Origin of the sequence: Lactiplantibacillus sp. C232 (assembly GCF_023806725.1) — a bacterium.
In the GTDB taxonomy this organism is placed as follows: Bacteria; Bacillota; Bacilli; order Lactobacillales; family Lactobacillaceae; genus Lactiplantibacillus; species Lactiplantibacillus plantarum.
Map to the genome: position 1 here is coordinate 1 of NZ_JAMSKZ010000011.1, position 18,343 is coordinate 18,343.

Consider the following 18,343-nt stretch of genomic DNA (forward strand, 5'->3'; position numbering starts at 1 on the left):
ATACACCTGTTCCCATGTCGAACACAGAAGTTAAGCTTCTTAGCGCCGAGAGTAGTTGGGGGATCGCTCCCTGCGAGGGTAGGACGTTGCCATGCAACCTAAGGAATCGTTAATTCGATTCCTTTTTTGTTGCCAAAAATTAGTCTACTGGGCGAACTAAGACTAAATTTTGAAATTCAAACGGCGGGTCGGATTATTAGGAATCCCGGTACTCATCAGCGCATTGGGAATTCAACCTATACTATTAATCACCGGCACGATCTACTTATTGGTTGCAATCACGCTCATTGTACTGAATAAGTTTCCGTTGAGTTGAATCGTTAGCGATTGCGCTCAATGCTCATATTGGGGGTAGCTGGCAGTGATGGGGGAGCTGTCAAAACGAGAGACAGTAGCGTTCGGATTTTGAGAGTCAGGCGTAAATGGCGTACGTTTGGTTGGTTAGAAAAATCGATGCTAGTTTCAAGCGATAAAGTGATTCAGCTCAGTCTAAGGTACTAGGTATTGGTTTACGAACTTGGCCATTACTAACCGCTAATACGGGCTCGTGGGCCTAATGTCATTTAATTTGGACAGTATCCGTCATAACCATGTAAAAATCATGTAAATTCGGGAGCAATAATTGTTATTCTAGCAGTTACGTGCTATGTTATTATCATATTTTATGAAGTGGAGTGATAGTTATGGCTCAGATTTCTGTGGGGGATCGGGTTAAATGTCAAAAGAACGGCAATACCGATTATGATTTTTATGCTAAAGTTGAAAAAATTTACGAGAACTCCGCCTTCGTCACAATTACTCATTATGATTTGCGGGATGATATTAATGTGGCAGAACTTCAATATCGGGCAGTGATCGCCTTAAAGAAGATGAAACCCGCTAAACCGACTGCTGGTGAAGCGAAGCAGCTACAGGCAGTTAGTGCGGCCATGTTAGCTGAATAAATTAAGAATATCGATGCAACATGTAGGTAATGGGTTGTTCAAGAATTTGATTCTTGAACAACCCATTTTTAGTTTGGCTGCAAAGCTTTTCGGTGTGATGGAGTGCCCTGGTTGGGACTGATTTTATGATGATTAGAGGCCAACTGACTTAATGAATCTGTCCGTTAGAGCTTTAACAGATTGGATATTTAACAATCATTCACGCGGGTGTTGTTACAAGCTAATTGTGCACGTCTCTTTATTCGGTGTAGCAAACTTTTTTGTTGGCAATCTGACTTTTAGCCTGTACATCATTGGTTTCAATGGTACAATGGATATTAGTAGTTGATAACTGTTCTAAAGTAAGGAGGAGTTTTGAATGCAGACAGCTAATCAAAATGTAACGTTGACGGGGCGTCGACGCTTCTGGTTCATTTTTACGCTGTTGCTTGGGACTTGGACCATGTCGATCAGTCAGTCTTCCTTGTCGACGGTCTACCCAACATTTATGCGCGACTTTGGCATCTCGGCCTCAACCGTGCAATGGTTAACGACCGGCTTTATGTTGACAATGGTCGTCATGATGCCAATCAGTCCGTGGTTGTTGAATAATATTGGGTTTAAGAAATTATTCTTAGCCGTTTTGGTGCTTTTCGATATTGGTTCAATCATTATTTATTTCGCACCCAGTTTTGGTGTGATGATGGTCGGTCGCCTGATTAAAGCGGCGGCAGTTGGCGTGCTGTTTCCCTCGTATCAATCCATTTTACTGACGATTACGCCCGAGGAAAAACGGGGTAGTACGATGGGTGTCGCCGGGTTGGTCATGGGATCAGCATTAGCATCTGGCCCGATTATTTCCGGTGTGGTTTTGAAGTTTACCGATTGGCACGGATTGTTTGCCGTCTTCATCACGGTGGCAACTTTGTTGATCCTAATTAGTTTCACAACGATCAAGGACGTGATGGTCAATAAGCCTTCAAAGCTAGATTTGCTCTCAATCGTGATGTTACTGGGCTTTGCTGGGATTTTATACGTCGTGAATGAGATTGGTAAACCCAATGTGAACTGGACGTTCGGTTGGCTGTTATTAGCGGTTTCAGTACTAGCGGTGGCTTACTTTACTTATCGCCAATTTCACTTGGAGACGCCGTTATTGGAACTACGGGTCTTAAAAACATTTAATTATGACTTAGCCATTTTCCTAACAGCAATCTCGTACGTGGCGCTGATTGTCGTAACAATCATCTTCCCACTCTATTACCAGGGTGTCTTGAAGGTGTCGCCATTCGTTTCAGGCATGTCACTGGTGCCTGGTGCGGTGCTTCTAAGTATTTTGAACCCACTTACTGGGAAACTAGCAGAGAAGATTGGATACAAACAAATCATGTTACTTGGTATGAGTATGATCGTTGTTGGTTGGCTGATCTTAGCACTGATCAATTCAGAGTTGAACCTGCTCACCATGATTTTGCTGGCTGCCTTAATTGAAGGCGGGAATGCCTTTGTCATGATGCCCGCCGTCACATTGGGGGCTAATTCATTACCCGATGAACTGATTTCACACGGTACCGCTGTGATTACGACGGTTCGTCAAATTCTCGGTTCAGCTGGTGTGGCCGTGGCGACCTTGGTCTTATCCAACGTGACGTTTGCTCAGAAACAAGCGGGAGTCTCAACGTTGCGTGCGAACTTGCAAGGGTACCATACGGTCTTCTGGATGATGCTCGGCATTGAATTGGTTGGCCTCGTGCTTGCGTTACTTTTGCGTGATGGGCGCAAGCAGTCGCATTAATAATCACGGTGACTGACTACCAGGCGAGAATGACTGAAGTTAAGTGGGATATGCTTTGAACGCCACTAATTAGACATTAGTGCCTGCACAATCGGTCGGTTAGTCGTAATTAGGCCAAAAGGGCCGCCATTCTTGATTACAAGAATGGCGGCCCTTTTTTCGTGGCACGACTGTGATCGTACTGAATCACAGGACTTGGCCCAACTAACCGGGGCGCTTCTACTTGGCTGTTGCTTTTTGAATCTTTGCCAATTGACGATATTGACTGAGCATCCAGCTTTGATACGTCTGGTTGGCCGGTAACGTTTCGGTGACCTTCAGTACCGGCACATCGTATTTCCTGGCGAGTTTGACCATGTTCGTGACCAAGTTACTATCGGTCTGAGTGTTTTCAACGAAAAAGGCAATCCGGTGGTGCTTGATGTCTTGTTGCATTTGCTGGATATCCTTAGGTGATGGGTCGGAACCCTCTTCAATTGCATGTGCGAAATGCGTATTGCTGATTCGGTAGCCGATTGCCTTCAATGAGTAGTCAAAGACCGGCTCACTGACAGCGACACGCTGATTATTTGCATGCTGTTTCAATTGTTTGATCATAGTGGTTATGGTCTTAGCGTTGGTCTGATACTTTTGGGCCTGCTGTTCAAAATAATGCTTGTGCTGCGGCTGAATTTTGCTGAGTTCTGTTGCGATTTTAGTTGCTAATTTGGGCATCGTTGTGGGATCGTACCAGACGTGTTCGTTGGCCCCGTCAGTTTTATGAGCCACGTCGGTTCCCACTGTGATTACCCGGGCGCCCTTGGCTTTGTTGACAGTAAGCTTTTCCATCCAGTCATCGTAGCCGAGGCCGTTGTAAATGATTAATTGGGCGCTACTAGCCTGCTTAGCCGTGTTGACGGTCGGCTCGTAGTCGTGGGGGTCAACGCTCGGTCGATCAATAATCGAGGTCACTTGACCATACTTTCCTGCCACCGCCTTAGCCGTTTGACCATAAAAGTCGAGACTAGCCATGATATTAATTTTGTCGTTAGTCGTTTTACTGGGGGTGCTCGAACTTTGACAGCCTGCTAATAGGCCGCTGAGTCCCAGTATTATTGCCAAATAAAGCCATATCCGTCGGTTGACCATGTATTGTAACCCCATTCTCTTTAAATCGTAACCATTACTGTTAACTTTACCGAAAGAAACGGTCGTCGTCAAGTCTTTAAGATAAGGTTTAGACTAGGTGAAAACACTGCACTGACTGACGAAAGCTGGTAAAATAGGCGTACCTGAAAAGCGGAAGGCGGGGCACGCAGATGATATTTACGATTGTGATTTTAATTTTACTAGCAAGCGCAATTTTTCGCGGGTTTCACCGCGGATTTGTGATTGAAATGTTGCATCTGATTGGGACGGTCGTCGTCCTATTGTTTGCACGACTACTCTATCAGCCGTTAGGGACAATGATTAGTAATCTATTGACGAATTTACATTTAATTGAAGCTTCAGTGGCGGCAACGTTGATCATTAACCTGGTCGCTTTCTTCGTGTTAATTTCGTTAGGGTGGTCAGTGATTCGGTTGTTAGGCCGTGTTTCACGTAGCATTACGTGGCTACCAGTTATTAAGCAAGTGAACAGTGTTGCGGGTGGAATCGTGTCATTTGTCGTGACGTATCTGGTTATTTTTGTCGCGTTGTCGTTGGCGAACATCGTCAATACGAGCTTTATTCAGACGCAAATGACGCAGTCACCGCTCGCCACCTATATTGTGAAGCAGACACCTGGTCTAACTAGCCATTACCTCAGTAATTTGATTAATTTTAATGATGGGACGACTACGGATTCCTAGAGTTCATGGTGGGGGTACGACTGCTTTAAACTAAGACAAAGGCGTTACTGGTTTTTTGACCAGCAACGTCTTTTTTGATGAACCGGTTTGTTAGCAACGCACTTTTTTCGGTTCCCGAACGATTGCTAGTTTTTATGGGGTTATTTGGCTGATTACTATCATATTGAGCGTCCTTCATGCTATGATTATAAGTAAAAATGAGCAAGAAAGAGGCTGGGATACTTATGGGCATGATTCGAATTAATAATTTACGCTTTCACACGTTTAACGGGGTACTTCCGGAAGAACGGCGTAATGGTCAACAACTAGGGCTAGATATTGCCATTAAATATCCTATCGAAACCAAGGTTCAACACGATGACGTTCACGAGACCATCAATTACGCGGCGGTCCGTAACGTGGTCGATGAATTTGTAACGACCCATTCATACAAGTTGATTGAATCGCTAGCTAACCACTTATTGCAGACGTTATTGACAAGTTTTCCCGCGGCGGATGCAATCAATATTAAAATTCGTAAATATAGCGTACCAATGCCTGGAATCTTTGATGATGTGGAAATTGAGGTGGAGGGGACGCCGAATGGCAAGTAGGGAAGAACGGGTTTATTTGAGTGTTGGTTCCAATATTCATCCGCGCGTCCAAAATATTCAGCAAGCCCTTAGCCGATTACGAGCCGTCAATGGGGTAAACGTGATTGACGAATCTCATTGGTATGAGACTCAACCGTGGGGAAAGCGTGATCAGGCCAATTTTTACAATGTTTCGGTATCCTTAACGACTAATTTGACACCAGAAGAACTATTGGATGAATTACATACAATTGAGCAGGCGGGCCACCGCCAACGCTTGGTTCACTGGGGACCACGTACGATTGATTTGGATATTATTTTTTGGGGCGACCGGCAAATCAACACAGCGACGCTGACGATTCCGCATGCGCAGGCAGCTAAGCGCAACTTTGTGCTACTGCCAACTGCTGAAATCGCCAAAACTGATGTGTTAGTTGGACCACAAGTGGCCCAATTGATTGCGGCTAATCAGGATCAGAGTTGGATTAAAAAAGTAAGAAATGTGAGTGAGTTAGATGATTGATGAGAAGAACCAAGCAAAGATTGAGCATGCAGTACGAGAAATTTTAAGTGCAGTTGGTGAAGATCCTGACCGACCGGGATTAGTAGAAACACCAGCACGGGTTGCACGAATGTATGCGGAAGTTTTCGCTACTAAGACTGCCGCACCATTTGATAATTATAAACTGTTCAAGGTTGAGCATCCGACTGAAATGGTATTACTTAAGGATATTCCATTCTATTCGATGTGTGAGCATCACCTTTTGCCGTTTTTTGGCACGGTTCAAGTTGCTTATGTGCCGCAGCATGAACAAGTGATTGGCTTGAGTAAGATTCCTCGCTTGATTGACTATTGCAGTCAACAGCCGAACGTTCAGGAGCGGTTGACAGTTTCCATTGCAACAGAATTACAACGAATTCTTGACCCGGCTGGGATCGCGGTCTCAATCACGGCGCGGCACATGTGCATGGAGATGCGGGGTGTTAGCAAACCGGGTGTGCATACGGAAAGTAGCTATTACAGTGGTCAATTCAAGACGGATTTAGACTTGAAACGAGAATTCTTACAGCGAATCGCAAAGTAGGTGATTAAGTGGATACAGGGACGATTGAACAACGTTATCAGGACTTATTAGCCCAACTAAATCAAGCCATGTTAGCCAATAATCATCAGCGTGTTCCGTTATTACGGCGCATCATGGCACATCTTGGCCACCCTGACCATTATTACCATGTGATCCATATCGCTGGGACTAATGGCAAAGGCTCTACGGGAGCCATGTTAGCCAGTATCCTGCGGGCGCAAGGGTATCAAGTTGGCCGCTTCAGCAGCCCCGCGATTAATGATGCGCGTGAACAACTGCAATGCAATGGGACGTGGATCAGTCCAGCGGAATTTATCGATACGTATCGTGAGATTCTACCGGTTCTGCAAAATATGGGACTGACAGCTAGCGATGTCTCCATCTTTGAATGGTTCTTTCTCATTAGTGTCGTTTGGTTTCGGAATCAAAACGTGCAATGGGCGGTCATTGAAGCCGGTTTGGGCGGCTTGTATGATGCGACTAACGCCTTAGCCAGTCCCCAACTCACGGTATTTACTAAGATTGCCCTCGATCATACCGCCATTCTTGGGCCCACGATTACCGCGATTGCGCAAAATAAGTCAAAAATCATCAAGCCCCATACAACAGCAGTGACATTGGCTGACCAACACCCAGAAGCCCTGGCTGTTTTGCAGACCGAAGCGCTCAATCAAGGTGTTCGGCTAGTGACCGCTAAGCACGCGCAACTGACGGTGACTGGGCAAACACTCACGCAAACCGTCGTTGATGCGCACAGTCAGCTTTTTGATTGGACGCAATTAACGGTCGGACTGAGTGGCACCTATCAGCTACAAAATCTGCGGTTGGTTTTAACTGTGGTTGCAGTACTACAACAGCAACAAGTTAACTTGACGAACAGTGCGGTTCGCCGAGGCTTGCAACAAGTTTCCTTGCCAGGCCGGTTGACCGTATTACAGGAGCAACCTGTCATTATTGCCGATGGGGCGCATAATCCGGATGGTATGGCGGCACTAGTGGCAAGTGTGAAGCAATTACTCGCTGGTCGTAAATTGATTTGGATCGTCGGGGTCTTACAAGATAAGGCCTACCCTAAAATGCTGGCTGAACTATTACCGGTAGCTGACGTCCTGATTACGAATACGCCCGCAAATCCAGAACGAGCGTTATCCGCGACTAAGCTGGCCGACACGGCGAACGCATTATTAACGCCCACCTTTATGACCACGGCTGCGATGCAACGACAGCCAGACTTATTGACTGCAACGACGATCACGGATGCGTTAACGCAAGCTCAGCAGCAAGCAACCAGTAATAGTGCGATTATTGTAACGGGGTCATTTTATGTCATTCGTGAGCTCCAACAGGCTGGTTGGCCGGGGTTAAGCCAATGACGACGACTTGGTTGATTGCATCCAACAACGCTGGTAAAAGCCGCGACTTGATCGCGTGTTTGGCTTACTATGGCTTGACTGCTCGTCAGTACTTGACAGTGGCGCCGCGGCTCGAATTTCCCGTGGAAACGACGACGAGCTATGTCGATAACGCGGTTGCTAAAGCTCGTTTTGGGGCGCAACAGCTAGGGGTTCCGGTTATCGCAGATGATAGTGGCTTAGAGATTTCCGCGTTACCAGACTTGTTAGGTGTGACCACGGCGCGCGACTTAGGGGTTGCAGTCAGTGGCTTTGATTGCAATCAGGAAATTTTAACGGCCCTACGCGATATCCCTGACAACGAGCGGCAAGCGTTGATGCGTGCTACGTTAGCGGCTGCCTGGCCAGATGGGCGGATCTTGGCCGTACAAGCTTCGATCACCGGCTACATTGCGTCCTATCAATTTGGACGCTATTCTGGGGGATTTGACCGAATTTTCTGGCTACCGCGCTATGGTCGAACTTTGGCCGAATTACCAGCAACGTGGCGCATCCCGCTGACACACCGGGGACGGGCCGCCTTAAAATTAATCACAAAACTTTAAAAATTGGAAGGATCGGTGGAGTAGATGTTAGTACAAGATATCACCAGTTCATTAGCACAAGCAACGGATTTTGCGAGTCAGGCGTTGAATGCCCAAGTTCAACGACAACAACAATTAGTTTTGCGTTTTAGTGATTATAATCGGGAGCAGCAGCTCCGATTAACCCAACTATGTCAGCAATTAGATGGGGTCGTGCAGGCGAGTCCTGAACAGTTGACCGTCTTGCTGAACCAGACAGCTGGTCGCCAGTTAACACACCAATGGTCGCGAGTCTTTACGGATCAAGCAACGACTCAAATTCAATTGACTCAAATTATGAAACAATATGATGTTTTTTGGCAAGCGGGTGAGCACCGGTTTAATCTCACCAAGAAGCCGATGATTTATGGCATCATGAATATTACGCCGGACTCCTTTTTCGACGGTGGCCAGTACAAGACTAAAGATGACGTACTGAATCACGTGGATGCCATGTTACAAGCAGGAGCTGACGTAATCGAAGTTAATGGTCAAACGACACGGCCGGGCTTCACGGAAGTCACGCCGCAAGTTGAATTAGACCGGACGTTGCCGTACATTCGCGCCATCAAGGCTCGTTTCCCGGAAGCAGTCTTAGCGGTCGATACTTATAAGTATGATGTCATGCAAGCCGTCCTGGAAGAAGGTGTCAGCATTATTAACGATGTGAACGCCTTTACGGACGACCCTCGCAAGCTCAAATTGATGGCTGACAGTCGCGTCGGCTTACTGACTATGCACAGTAGTCGTGACCAAGAATATACCGATCTGACGAGCAGTATGCGTGGTTTCTTTGAACAAAATCTGGCAGCATTGACGAGTCATGGCATCGATATTGAACGAATTGCTCTAGATCAGGGAATCGGCTATTCACAAGTCGCACATGGGGAACAGGATTACGTGATGATGCGTAACATTGATGAATTTAATTATTTGCGACGCCCAATGATGGTGGCCATTTCACGGAAAGGTTATTTAGGTCTATTGCTTGGTCTGAAGAAGGAAGACCGGCTACCAATGACGTTGGTCACTGAAGCAGCGATGATGCTTAAGGGTGGCCGGATCATCCGGGTCCACGATGTGGCTGAAACCAAGCAATTGATTACGCTGTTAGGCCGAATTGAGAATGGCTATTGGTTATCGAATAATGATTAGTCCGGATGATTTTGACGATATTACGGCGAATGGGGTTAAGGACTATGATGCTTATTTCGGTACTCCCACGTACGATGATCACGTTTTATTTGAATTGTTAGTGGTTGGAATCTTACAAGTGGGTTTAGGCTGGCGGGTCGCGGCTAGTCAGTTACCAGTATTGCGGCAACATATGGCGGGTCTGCGGGTAGATGCCGTAGCCGCCCTGGACGAACCGGATTTTGAACGGCTGATGTTGACTCCCAAAGTGATGCACAATGGTCGTAAGTTACGTGCAATCATTCAAGATGCGCGTGCTATTCAACAATTACAGGCCGAGTATGGTAGCTTTAGCAACTACCTGTGGGCGTTTGTCGATGCGACACCAATCATTATGCCGGCGCCCGATGATGAATTACCGACGCGCTCACCCCTGGGCGCCCGCGTTGCGAAGGATTTACACCGACATGGTTTGACCTTCGTTGGACCAGTCGTCACCCACATGTTTTTGTTGGCGGCGGGATTGATTAAATTGAATTAAGTAGAATGAGGCTGGCGGATGCTGGCCTTTTTTTATTTGCTTATGCCGGCGTATTTTTGTGAGTATCAATGTGTGAATGTAAGCAAGGTGGGTGCTTTGATCCGGAGTGGTTATGGGAAGTGTGATTATTAGTTCCAACGCAATATGAAGCGCAAGTTCACAATGAGGGTAAGCGGCAAAAACATATTTGAATGGTCGGTGATGCTGGCGTGTAGAACCAGTCTAACCGTTTTCTAGGTAATAGTGAAGTTAGCAAAAAAACGTCGCAAGAGCAAGTTGTAATGGCCTTGTGACGTTTTTTAGAATGAGTTGATTTTGTATCCCTCTGACACGACTAGCGGTTAGCGGTCGTCGAGTCTGGCAACAGCCACATCGTTACCAAGCCAATCAGCCAGGCCACTAAGAAGAACGCCATGGCAGCTGGTAATTGATAGCCAAGCAACCATTGGCATAACAAGATAAGCGTGATAATGATACCGATAACGCGATTGATGATGCTCATGTAAGTGCCTCCTAGGTGGTTAGCTAAGAATGAAGTGAACCAGATTATCTGAATTAATAAATATTACTTAAATTATATAATGAATGACGTTATGTGTGCTGTAATGTGCGTTAATGTCTTAATTTAACGTACGAACGTCGAAAAATGCTGAATATTTGAAAAAACGATACCGCTGAGGTTGCGGTATCGTTGAACCTGTGACTGGTAATTAGCATCGTAGTGTGACTAACTCGGATACTGGTTAGTGATAACTACTTCTAGTACCATAACGTTTCAGCAAACGGTATAGCGTTTGGCGCATAGATTTTGAATGAATAAGCGTTATCCACAAAAATCATGCTCACTGCATCAGACTGATGGTTATACTGTGCTAAATGCCCAGCATGAGCGGGTTAATTGCATGTCTGGAAAATACAGACTAGTTTTTTTACTTAAGAAGGTTGTATTTATCTGATAAGACACCTATTATAAATTGCAAATATAAGTAAGACATTTAGGAGTGATTGGTTATGATTAATTTTGTTTTCTACAAATACTACAGATTCTGGGCTGCAATCGTTTTACTATTGCTAAGCGCTAACGTTTATCCAGCAATTGTTAACGGTAATGTCTTAGGTCGCGAATTTTGGCGAAATGGCACAAATCTGATTAATCTTGTTTTTGTAATTGTTGCTATTGGCTTTTTAATTCAAGTGTTGTTTTTTAAGAAAGGTGAGCCGCGTGCGAATGAACGTGCATTTTGATCAGGTCATGGTAAAAAAGCATGATTTTTAATCGCGTTATGGCAACCAAAGTATGAGGGAGTAGTCGAAAGTCTGATATGAAATTCTCTGAAAAACTAAAAGTGTGTAGGAAGCACGCACAATTGACACAATCGCAAGTGGCCGAACAATTACATGTATCGCGCAAAACAATCTCAGGCTGGGAAAATGACCACAGTTTTCCCGATGTTGGCAGTTTAGTTCAATTGAGTGATATTTATGACGTTCGGCTAGACGATTTAATGCGGGATGATCACTTACTGGCTTATTATAAGGAAGCAGAACAACTTCATCAGAAGAGCCGAAAATGGGTGGTCGTCTCGTATCGATGCAATTTCTTGTTACTGGTACTTGGCTACATTGACTATTTGCGGCCGTTTGGAATACGAACGTTTTTGGTACCGTTTTTAGTACTGGTGAACGCCATGGTATTATTGTCGTATTTTTCAGATTGGCAGCGGTTCAAGTCAGGTAAATTGCGTGTCGGTATCGTCATCACGGTGTTTATTGCATTTATTGCTGAGATTCTGATCAATACAATAGTACCGAGTTATCTGAACGAGTTAGCACATGCCGTTGATGATGGCCCCGCTGCGATAATTGGTGAAGTGGCCGGTCGCTTGCTGGTCACATCAATACTGATATTAAGTTTGGTATTAGCTATCTTTTTGAAGCCAAAACAACGAGAACGGTCGTAGTTTACCGAGCTAGTCAATATTGATGAGTTTGGAAGTGAGCCGTGGCGTCTCAAACTAACGAAAATGTGTAAGACAAAAAACGACCGCATGCTTAATAGCATGCGGTCGTTTAAGGCGGAAGAGATAGTTTATACAGAAACAGATTCGATTTGGATGCTGTGTATCATAACTTAACTCACGATGAACTAAATCGAACTATCCGTTGTTTCATAATCCACCTTGCCAAGTTCAATCTGAATCGTGATATGAGTTAGTGGAAACTGGGCGCTTAGGTCCTTGTTCAGTTGTTCCAAAAAGGCATTATTGTCAGCTAATGTTGAACGACAGAGATGGACGGTCATGGCTGTTTCAGTAGTACTCATGCCCCAAATGTGTAAATCGTGAATCTGGTTGACGGTGGGCTGGCTGGTTAAATAATCAGCGATTGCTTGGCGGTCAACATTGTTCGGTACAGCTTCCAGTGAATAATTCATCGCATCTCGTAAGAGTCCCCAAGTACCAATCAAAATCACGACGGCAATTAGCAGGGAAACAACGGGGTCTAGCCAGAACCAGCCTGTCTTCAAGATGATGAAGCCAGCAATGACCACGCCGATGGAGACGCCGGCGTCGGCGGCCATGTGGAGAAAAGCGCCCTTAATATTGAGATCGTGCTTTTGGCCCTTCATAAAGAGTAATGCGGTAAAGCCATTAATGACGACCCCAACAGCAGCAACGATAATGACATCCCATTCGGCGACGGGACCCGGATTACTAAGGCGCTGGATGGCCTCGACTGAAATGGCCCCGATAGCGACTAGTAAAAAGACGGCGTTGAAGAGGGCGGCCAAGATTGATGAGCTTTTGTACCCATATGTGTACTTATCGTTGGCGCTTTTTTGTCCAAGCCAGATTGCCAGCCAGGAGATCAGTAAGCCCAGGACGTCGCTGAGATTGTGTCCTGCATCAGCAACTAGGGCCAGTGAGCCGCTCGCAAAACCGTAGCCAGCTTCCAAGACAATGAAGGCAGTATTTAGGGCGACCCCAATCTTGAAGGCGCTGGTCTGTTGTTGTATTTGATGGCTGTGTGCCATATGAATCACCTACTTCTTAGTTGAATTTATCCTTGTTATGGCTATAATTTAAATATGAATGAACAAACATATGAATGACTGTTCATGTGTATTGTAACACGCTTACATGACAATCTCAATTAGAAATTGGAGTTTATGATGGAAAATGAAATGGACCATGAAATGATCGTCAAACGGTTGGCTGAACTGATGCCGCCGACTGATGAGTTGAGTCGGATCACCGCAATCTTTAAGGCACTTGGTGATCCGACGCGTGCCCGGATTATCTACGCGTTGGCCGTATCTAAGCTGAGTGTGGGTGAACTGGCGACGGGATTAGCCCTGACACAGTCGAATGTGTCTCATCAGTTAACGGTCCTCAAACAATTAAAATTAGTTGTGGGAACGCGCAATGGGCGTAACGTGCACTACCAGCTGGCCGATAAACATATCATTAGTATTTTTCAGCAGGTCGCAGCTCACGCTGAAGAAGCCGATAATTAGGTTGAATAGGTGTAACCACTGATCAGTTATGATGAGTGGTAAGCGCTGTGGGTTCGTAGTGGGCACTGATATAGATATCCATGGCCTAGAGGACCGCACGATTAGCTTGAATATAAGATTGTGCTTAGCATGACACCGCGAAATGGTTAATTTCGCAGTGTCATTTTTTGAACTAGTTATGTTTTTGTTAATTACCTAGTTTTATAAACTAGATGTATTGATATTTACACTATGTGATGGTATGCTGGTGTCAATAATAAATATGAGGTGATTAACATGGCACAGTCGGCGCGACAGTATCAAATAACAAATGAAGTCCTCAACTCAGTGACTCATGGGATTGGGATTATTTTAAGTATCGTTGCATTTGTTTTTTTGATGCTCAAGGCATATGCGGATGGTCAGCCCCTCGAATGGGCGGCGTTTATTATATATGGTTGTTCGTTGTTTGTACTATATACGTGTTCGACGTTATTTCACGGATTATACTTTACGCGCGCCCGCGAAGTTTTTCGTATCTTCGATCACAGTGGCGTGTACGTGCTGATTGCTGGGACATACACGCCGTACAGTCTACTGGCGATTAAGGGTTGGTTGGGCTGGACGATCTTATTAACGATTTGGATTTTAGCGATTGCTGGGATTACGGTTAATGCTGTTTGGCCTGGACGTTTGAAAAAGGTCGAAACGGTCATTTATGTGTTGATGGGGTGGATGTGCCTCGCCGGTGGTCGGCAGTTATGGGACCATTTAGGTGTCACTGGCTTCTGGTTATTAGTTGCCGGGGGCGTTGCGTTTACCTTAGGTGCATTACTATATAGTTTCCCACGGATTAAATATTTACACGTTATTTGGCACCTATTCGTGATGGTGGGAACCACGTTGATGTTTTTCTCAATTTATTTCTATATTTAAGGATGACTGTGGGGACCAGCTGCTGAGTTGGTCCTTTTTTTTTTAGATGCGGGAGATTTGAGTCGCGGATGACGTCTTAAATGCTGATTATTGACATTTTATTGCGAAAAGTTTTTCAACTGGACGGTATTCGAATCGTAACCATTGCGTACGCTCGTTAAGCTGAATGAGTTATCGCCACTCAGCTAACAATAATTTTGAAATTAAATGGCTAGATCGCTGTAGCATAGTCTAGAATACGATTTATTTTTGTCATCAAACTGTAATCAGCCAGGCGTATCTTTTGATTGCCTTTTTAAATAAACTTCCGTAGAATAGTAGGACAACGAAATTTTTAGTGAGGTGATTAAGATGGCATACGGGTTATTATTTGGTGGCATTTTCATGGAAGTTTTAGGGAGCTTTTTCTTAAAGCGCGCAAACGGTTTTCGGAACTTAATACCAACGATAATGGTGTTGGTTGGATATTTTAGTTCGTTAGTCCTTGTAACGCTTGCAATGCAACGCCTGCCGTTAGGGGTGACGTATGCCATGTGGGCTGGACTGGGCACGTTTGCAACCGTTATTTTAGCGGTCGTCGTTTACCGTGAACGGCTCAGTCTCTCACGTCTGAGTGGCTTAATTGCAATCGTAGTCGGGGCGATTTTACTGAACATTTAAATCAAGGGGGAATGATGATGCGTGCATGGATTCAATTAGTTATTGCGATTGGCGTTGAAATTGCGGGGACCAGCTTGTTGAAGTTATCGGCTGGATTTAAGTACCCCTTGGTTGGAATTGTGGGCATGTTACTATACGGCCTAGCGATTTTTAGTTTCTCACGGGCATTGAGCAAAATCCCACTGAGTGTTGGTTATGCAATCTGGGCCGGAGTCGGCACAGCTGCGACCGGCCTGATTGGAATTTGGGCGTTTGGCGAAATCTTGACGGGATTGAAAACGTTGGGATTCATGGCGATTATTACGGGTGTGATTCTATTGAACATGCCTGCTAAGGCGACTAAACCGGCTACTGCGACGCCGCGCTTGGCACGGTGGCGGACCCGGTTTAACCGGTAACTAAAAAGATCGAGAATCTGGCTGATGTTTTAAGCGATTACGCTTGAAATGCGCCGGTTGATTCTCGATCTTTTTTAGTTGTTGTAATTAGGCTTCTGACCAGACTTCCTTAGCCGTACCAATGACTAACGCCAACTTGGCCCACTGTTGAGCCTCAGTTAACTGGTTACCTTCTTCAGTTGAAGCAAAGCCACATTGGGTCGATAGTGCTAGATTACGCAATGGCACCTTAGTGGTCGCAGCTTGAACTCGTTCTTTGATCACAGTGGTCTTTTCCAATTCTGGAAACTTAGAGGTAACCAGACCTAATACGATGCGTTTGTGGTCATCATGGTTCCAAATCTGGTCTAACGCTTCGAAGCCACCCGCCCGTTCGTTATCATATTCCAAGAACAGCCCATCATAGTTAAGCTGGCCAAGGTAGGGTGCAACCACGTCGTAACTGCCCGAGAAGAGGTACGTGGATTTAAAGTTACCCCGGCAGATGTGGGTCGTGACGGTCAAGTCGCTTGGCAGGTCAGCTAATGCTGCGTTAATCACTTTAACGGCATCGGTCGCCCACTTAGTGTAGGCCGCGTGGTCAGCTTCGGGATCATTGAGTTTGCTAATTAAGAAAGCCCACGTCGTATCGTCTAACTGAATATAGCGACACCCAAGGTCATAAAAATGTTGAATGGTATCGTGATAAGCTTGGGCGAGATCATTTAAATAGGCATCCCAGCTGTCATAGAATTTGGTCCAATTGTCACTCCGATTATCACGGAATAACATAGTTGGTGATGGAATCGTTTGTTTAGCGAGTACGCCAGCGGGAACGATTGATTGTAAGTATTCAAAGGCAGCAAAGAACGGATGGTCGGGATTATACGCGACTTTGCCAATAAGTTCAGCGTTATCCGTTCGAGTATGGTCCCCCTTGAACTTATAGCTTTGATGGTAGTCGTACTTGCCAACACCAGTTAAGCCCCAAAGGAAATCTAAGTGCCACCAGCTGCGTGAAAATTCGCCATCGGTCACGGCTTTGAGCCCGAGTTTAACTTGTTCAGCGACCACTCGTTTGATTTCAGTGTGTTGGATTTCAAGTTCTTGATCACGCGTAATGGTACCGGCGGCTAATTGTTCATGGGCCTTTTTCAAACTAGCGGGGCGCAGTAGGCTGCCGACGACGTCAAAACGGAATGGGGCGGTTAAAGTTGTAGTTGTCATTAAATATCAAACTCCTTAAATTTTATTGGGAACGAAAAAACGTCGTCCTGAATAATATTAATCATTATTCAGGACGACGTTGGGCCGTGGTACCACCTGAGTTCTAGGCTAGTGAACTAGTCTACTCGATACAGCTGCCAAATGATTGGCAATTGCTAACGCGGGTAACGGTTGTTAAACCGGCTTTAGTTAATGCTGGTTACTTTGTTGCTCACCAGACACTCACCAAAACGAACTAGGGAGAAGACCATCTTCATTGGTTGTGCCGGTACCGTTTCACCAACCCGATACTCGCTGAACAGCGACACCAATTACTCATCTTTTAATCGTTCTTTAATTATTGACACCTATCATACTGGTAATTATTTTAAATGTCAAATTTAATTTAAGGCCGGAATCGGTGGGCGGGATTAATCCATAGTCATGCTATAATGCAAGTAACATGCGATTGGGGGCAAATTATGGATAGAATCATTCGGTTTTTTAAGCGGGATGACGTTGACTTGTACTTAACGTTGGCGTTATTAATCATCATTATTTATTTAATGCGCGGGTTTGCGACAGTTGTTCTATTAACGACGATTTTTGCGTATTTGGGCATTAAGCTTAGTCGGTGGTTAAACCTCCGAACGCACTTACCTTATTGGATTGCCGTCATTGTGGTCTACGTCGGCGTGATTGCGTTGTTTATCGGTGCGCTATCGTACGCGGCGCCTACCCTGGTCGATCAGTTGAAGGTCATTCCAGATATGCTGGCTAAAGCAATCACCAATCACCCGGTATTGAATAAGAATATTGATAAATGGGTCAACCAAGCCATTCATAGTAGTGAATTGATTCAAAACGGGAAGGCGTTACTCGTCACCGGTATTAAAGGACTGAGTGAGGTTGGGACTGGTTTTACGCACGTCTTAATGGCAATCTTTTTGAGTTTTATCTTTGCAGTTTCGCGGGGACGAATGATGGTCTTTGGCCGCCAGTTCTTGCAGTCGAAGTTTAAAAAGTTCTTCACGAACGTTTACTATTTAACGCATAAATTCGTTATGATTCTGGGGCGGATTATTGAAACGCAACTGGTGATTTGTACGATCAATACGATTTTGATGACGATTGGGTTCATGATTATTGGGATGCCAAGTATCATGGTGTTGTCGATCATTGTCTTTATCTTAGGCTTAGTGCCGGTGGCTGGCGTGTTGATTTCAATGATTCCGCTAACCTTACTGGGGTTTGCGTCGGGTGGCTTGATTCGAGTTGTCTGGATCATCGTGTTGGTTATTTTGATTCACGCCTTCGAGTCTTATTTCCTTCATCCACGGCTAATGGCGGATCGGACTGATTTACCAGTCTTTGTCACTTTTATTACGTTGATTATTATGGAAAGTCTATTAGGGGCCTGGGGCTTGATCATTGGGATTCCAATTGTTTCATTCTTCCTAGACATTTTGGGTGTGCAGAATTCTGAGCCGCGACGCGTGACGTCTCAAATAGCGAAACGTGAACCTTAGTGTGATTGTAACTGTACTTTACCGGTAGCAGACTTTGTATGGGGTCGGGTGATTTATATGAACAGTAGCTTGTGACTGCGCGTAAAGGTTATCAAAGATAATTGTAAGCTGGTATCTTCGAAGTGGATTACTTTCGAAGGTGCCAGCTTTAATTAATTACTGCTTAAAGATGCTGATAGTGACAATTACAAGTCAGACTGTTAGTGTTAAGCTATCAGCGTTCTAGGTGGTATAAGGTTGACTTATTTCGACTAAGTGTTAGAGTGAGCGGTTGGAATCTGT

At 45.1% G+C, this 18,343-nt stretch carries 21 protein-coding genes and 1 rRNA gene; 18 read left to right on the forward strand and 4 right to left on the reverse strand.

Going from position 1 to position 18,343, the window contains the following annotated elements; genetic code table 11:
* The 3 genes from rrf to MZO41_RS10985 form a co-directional block, all read left to right on the forward strand.
* Nucleotides 1-95 (forward strand): 5S ribosomal RNA (gene rrf / locus MZO41_RS10975); the annotation flags it as partial.
* A 588-nt stretch (nucleotides 96-683) separates the two neighbouring features.
* Entirely contained in the window at nucleotides 684-944 is a 261-nt protein-coding gene (locus MZO41_RS10980) for a DUF2187 domain-containing protein (RefSeq protein ID WP_003645462.1), read from the forward strand.
* Between the two features lie 358 nt (nucleotides 945-1,302).
* On the forward strand, nucleotides 1,303-2,718 hold the full coding sequence (locus MZO41_RS10985) for an MFS transporter (protein WP_252129681.1): 1,416 nt from the start codon (nucleotides 1,303-1,305) through the stop codon (nucleotides 2,716-2,718).
* Between the two features lie 219 nt (nucleotides 2,719-2,937).
* On the opposite strand, the gene MZO41_RS10990 is transcribed toward MZO41_RS10985, so the two are convergent.
* Complete coding sequence (locus MZO41_RS10990; protein ID WP_003643486.1) at nucleotides 2,938-3,846, reverse strand: metal ABC transporter solute-binding protein, Zn/Mn family; 909 nt, start codon at nucleotides 3,844-3,846, stop codon at nucleotides 2,938-2,940.
* A gap of 170 nt (nucleotides 3,847-4,016) precedes the next feature.
* Between MZO41_RS10990 and MZO41_RS10995 the strand changes: the two genes are divergently transcribed.
* The 8 genes from MZO41_RS10995 (at nucleotide 4,017) to MZO41_RS11030 (ending at nucleotide 9,857) form a co-directional block, all read left to right on the forward strand.
* Entirely contained in the window at nucleotides 4,017-4,550 is a 534-nt protein-coding gene (locus MZO41_RS10995) for a CvpA family protein (protein ID WP_003642519.1), read from the forward strand.
* 224 nt (nucleotides 4,551-4,774) lie between these two features.
* Nucleotides 4,775-5,143, forward strand: coding sequence for a dihydroneopterin aldolase (gene folB, locus MZO41_RS11000; RefSeq protein ID WP_003643485.1), 369 nt, complete (start codon nucleotides 4,775-4,777; stop codon nucleotides 5,141-5,143).
* Nucleotides 5,133-5,645, forward strand: a complete 513-nt coding sequence (folK, locus tag MZO41_RS11005; protein ID WP_003642516.1) for a 2-amino-4-hydroxy-6-hydroxymethyldihydropteridine diphosphokinase — start codon at nucleotides 5,133-5,135, stop codon at nucleotides 5,643-5,645. The genes folB and folK overlap by 11 nt, the downstream gene beginning before the upstream one ends.
* Entirely contained in the window at nucleotides 5,638-6,207 is a 570-nt protein-coding gene (gene folE, locus MZO41_RS11010; protein WP_003642515.1) for a GTP cyclohydrolase I FolE, read from the forward strand. The genes folK and folE overlap by 8 nt, the downstream gene beginning before the upstream one ends.
* 8 nt (nucleotides 6,208-6,215) lie before the next feature.
* Complete coding sequence (locus tag MZO41_RS11015) at nucleotides 6,216-7,580, forward strand: bifunctional folylpolyglutamate synthase/dihydrofolate synthase (protein WP_003643484.1); 1,365 nt, start codon at nucleotides 6,216-6,218, stop codon at nucleotides 7,578-7,580.
* Nucleotides 7,577-8,164 carry a non-canonical purine NTP pyrophosphatase gene (locus MZO41_RS11020; protein ID WP_003643483.1) on the forward strand — a complete coding sequence of 196 codons (588 nt, stop codon included), beginning with the start codon at nucleotides 7,577-7,579 and terminating at the stop codon, nucleotides 8,162-8,164. The genes MZO41_RS11015 and MZO41_RS11020 overlap by 4 nt, the downstream gene beginning before the upstream one ends.
* A gap of 24 nt (nucleotides 8,165-8,188) precedes the next feature.
* Complete coding sequence (gene folP / locus MZO41_RS11025; protein ID WP_003642512.1) at nucleotides 8,189-9,337, forward strand: dihydropteroate synthase; 1,149 nt, start codon at nucleotides 8,189-8,191, stop codon at nucleotides 9,335-9,337.
* A complete protein-coding gene (locus MZO41_RS11030) occupies nucleotides 9,309-9,857 on the forward strand; it encodes a DNA-3-methyladenine glycosylase I (protein WP_003645468.1) in 549 nt (182 codons plus the stop codon). Before folP ends, MZO41_RS11030 begins: the two co-directional genes overlap by 29 nt.
* Nucleotides 9,858-10,191: 334 nt before the next feature.
* Here the strand turns inward: MZO41_RS11030 and MZO41_RS11035 are convergent, their stop codons facing one another.
* Complete coding sequence (locus MZO41_RS11035) at nucleotides 10,192-10,359, reverse strand: hypothetical protein (RefSeq protein WP_003642510.1); 168 nt, start codon at nucleotides 10,357-10,359, stop codon at nucleotides 10,192-10,194.
* A gap of 509 nt (nucleotides 10,360-10,868) precedes the next feature.
* On the opposite strand from MZO41_RS11035, the gene MZO41_RS11040 reads away from it, so the two are divergent.
* Both MZO41_RS11040 and MZO41_RS11045 read left to right on the forward strand, forming a co-directional pair.
* The gene (locus tag MZO41_RS11040) at nucleotides 10,869-11,102 is read left to right on the forward strand and encodes a hypothetical protein (protein WP_003643482.1); all 234 of its coding nucleotides are present in this window, start codon (nucleotides 10,869-10,871) and stop codon (nucleotides 11,100-11,102) included.
* 122 nt (nucleotides 11,103-11,224) lie between these two features.
* Nucleotides 11,225-11,818 carry a helix-turn-helix domain-containing protein gene (locus tag MZO41_RS11045; protein ID WP_229030962.1) on the forward strand — a complete coding sequence of 198 codons (594 nt, stop codon included), beginning with the start codon at nucleotides 11,225-11,227 and terminating at the stop codon, nucleotides 11,816-11,818.
* Between the two features lie 185 nt (nucleotides 11,819-12,003).
* On the opposite strand, the gene MZO41_RS11050 is transcribed toward MZO41_RS11045, so the two are convergent.
* Nucleotides 12,004-12,891: a cation diffusion facilitator family transporter gene (locus tag MZO41_RS11050; RefSeq protein WP_003642507.1), complete on the reverse strand. Its 888-nt coding sequence runs from the start codon at nucleotides 12,889-12,891 to the stop codon at nucleotides 12,004-12,006.
* A gap of 138 nt (nucleotides 12,892-13,029) precedes the next feature.
* On the opposite strand from MZO41_RS11050, the gene MZO41_RS11055 reads away from it, so the two are divergent.
* The 4 genes from MZO41_RS11055 to MZO41_RS11070 all read left to right on the forward strand — a co-directional run bounded on the left by MZO41_RS11055 (nucleotide 13,030) and on the right by MZO41_RS11070 (nucleotide 15,347).
* Nucleotides 13,030-13,374 carry an ArsR/SmtB family transcription factor gene (locus MZO41_RS11055; RefSeq protein WP_003643481.1) on the forward strand — a complete coding sequence of 115 codons (345 nt, stop codon included), beginning with the start codon at nucleotides 13,030-13,032 and terminating at the stop codon, nucleotides 13,372-13,374.
* Between the two features lie 276 nt (nucleotides 13,375-13,650).
* On the forward strand, nucleotides 13,651-14,289 hold the full coding sequence (trhA, locus tag MZO41_RS11060; RefSeq protein ID WP_003642505.1) for a PAQR family membrane homeostasis protein TrhA: 639 nt from the start codon (nucleotides 13,651-13,653) through the stop codon (nucleotides 14,287-14,289).
* A gap of 351 nt (nucleotides 14,290-14,640) precedes the next feature.
* Nucleotides 14,641-14,949, forward strand: coding sequence for a DMT family transporter (locus tag MZO41_RS11065; protein WP_003642504.1), 309 nt, complete (start codon nucleotides 14,641-14,643; stop codon nucleotides 14,947-14,949).
* Between the two features lie 14 nt (nucleotides 14,950-14,963).
* Nucleotides 14,964-15,347: a DMT family transporter gene (locus MZO41_RS11070; RefSeq protein WP_003643479.1), complete on the forward strand. Its 384-nt coding sequence runs from the start codon at nucleotides 14,964-14,966 to the stop codon at nucleotides 15,345-15,347.
* An 87-nt stretch (nucleotides 15,348-15,434) separates the two neighbouring features.
* Here the strand turns inward: MZO41_RS11070 and MZO41_RS11075 are convergent, their stop codons facing one another.
* Nucleotides 15,435-16,553 (reverse strand): vitamin B12 independent methionine synthase, encoded by a 1,119-nt coding sequence (locus MZO41_RS11075; RefSeq protein WP_003642502.1) that lies wholly within the window; start codon nucleotides 16,551-16,553, stop codon nucleotides 15,435-15,437.
* A gap of 461 nt (nucleotides 16,554-17,014) precedes the next feature.
* On the opposite strand from MZO41_RS11075, the gene MZO41_RS11080 reads away from it, so the two are divergent.
* The gene (locus MZO41_RS11080) at nucleotides 17,015-18,061 is read left to right on the forward strand and encodes an AI-2E family transporter (RefSeq protein WP_003643477.1); all 1,047 of its coding nucleotides are present in this window, start codon (nucleotides 17,015-17,017) and stop codon (nucleotides 18,059-18,061) included.
* The last annotated feature ends 282 nt before the right edge of the window (nucleotides 18,062-18,343 follow it).

Excerpts from the sequence above, each read along its gene's own strand:
- folK (WP_003642516.1), top strand. The coding sequence starts at position 5,133 with ATGGCAAGTAGGGAAGAACGGGTTTATTTGAGTGTTGGTTCCAATATT.
- MZO41_RS11020 (WP_003643483.1), top strand. The coding sequence starts at position 7,577 with ATGACGACGACTTGGTTGATTGCATCCAACAACGCTGGTAAAAGCCGC.
- MZO41_RS11080 (WP_003643477.1), top strand. The coding sequence starts at position 17,015 with ATGGATAGAATCATTCGGTTTTTTAAGCGGGATGACGTTGACTTGTAC.
- MZO41_RS10980 (WP_003645462.1), top strand. The coding sequence starts at position 684 with ATGGCTCAGATTTCTGTGGGGGATCGGGTTAAATGTCAAAAGAACGGC.
- folP (WP_003642512.1), top strand. The coding sequence starts at position 8,189 with ATGTTAGTACAAGATATCACCAGTTCATTAGCACAAGCAACGGATTTT.
- MZO41_RS11075 (WP_003642502.1), bottom strand. The coding sequence starts at position 16,553 with ATGACAACTACAACTTTAACCGCCCCATTCCGTTTTGACGTCGTCGGC.
- MZO41_RS11055 (WP_003643481.1), top strand. The coding sequence starts at position 13,030 with ATGGAAAATGAAATGGACCATGAAATGATCGTCAAACGGTTGGCTGAA.
- trhA (WP_003642505.1), top strand. The coding sequence starts at position 13,651 with ATGGCACAGTCGGCGCGACAGTATCAAATAACAAATGAAGTCCTCAAC.
- MZO41_RS11040 (WP_003643482.1), top strand. The coding sequence starts at position 10,869 with ATGATTAATTTTGTTTTCTACAAATACTACAGATTCTGGGCTGCAATC.
- MZO41_RS11065 (WP_003642504.1), top strand. The coding sequence starts at position 14,641 with ATGGCATACGGGTTATTATTTGGTGGCATTTTCATGGAAGTTTTAGGG.
- MZO41_RS11070 (WP_003643479.1), top strand. The coding sequence starts at position 14,964 with ATGATGCGTGCATGGATTCAATTAGTTATTGCGATTGGCGTTGAAATT.
- MZO41_RS10985 (WP_252129681.1), top strand. The coding sequence starts at position 1,303 with ATGCAGACAGCTAATCAAAATGTAACGTTGACGGGGCGTCGACGCTTC.
- MZO41_RS10995 (WP_003642519.1), top strand. The coding sequence starts at position 4,017 with ATGATATTTACGATTGTGATTTTAATTTTACTAGCAAGCGCAATTTTT.
- MZO41_RS11035 (WP_003642510.1), bottom strand. The coding sequence starts at position 10,359 with ATGAGCATCATCAATCGCGTTATCGGTATCATTATCACGCTTATCTTG.
- MZO41_RS11030 (WP_003645468.1), top strand. The coding sequence starts at position 9,309 with ATGGCTATTGGTTATCGAATAATGATTAGTCCGGATGATTTTGACGAT.
- folB (WP_003643485.1), top strand. The coding sequence starts at position 4,775 with ATGGGCATGATTCGAATTAATAATTTACGCTTTCACACGTTTAACGGG.
- folE (WP_003642515.1), top strand. The coding sequence starts at position 5,638 with ATGATTGATGAGAAGAACCAAGCAAAGATTGAGCATGCAGTACGAGAA.
- MZO41_RS11050 (WP_003642507.1), bottom strand. The coding sequence starts at position 12,891 with ATGGCACACAGCCATCAAATACAACAACAGACCAGCGCCTTCAAGATT.
- MZO41_RS10990 (WP_003643486.1), bottom strand. The coding sequence starts at position 3,846 with ATGGTCAACCGACGGATATGGCTTTATTTGGCAATAATACTGGGACTC.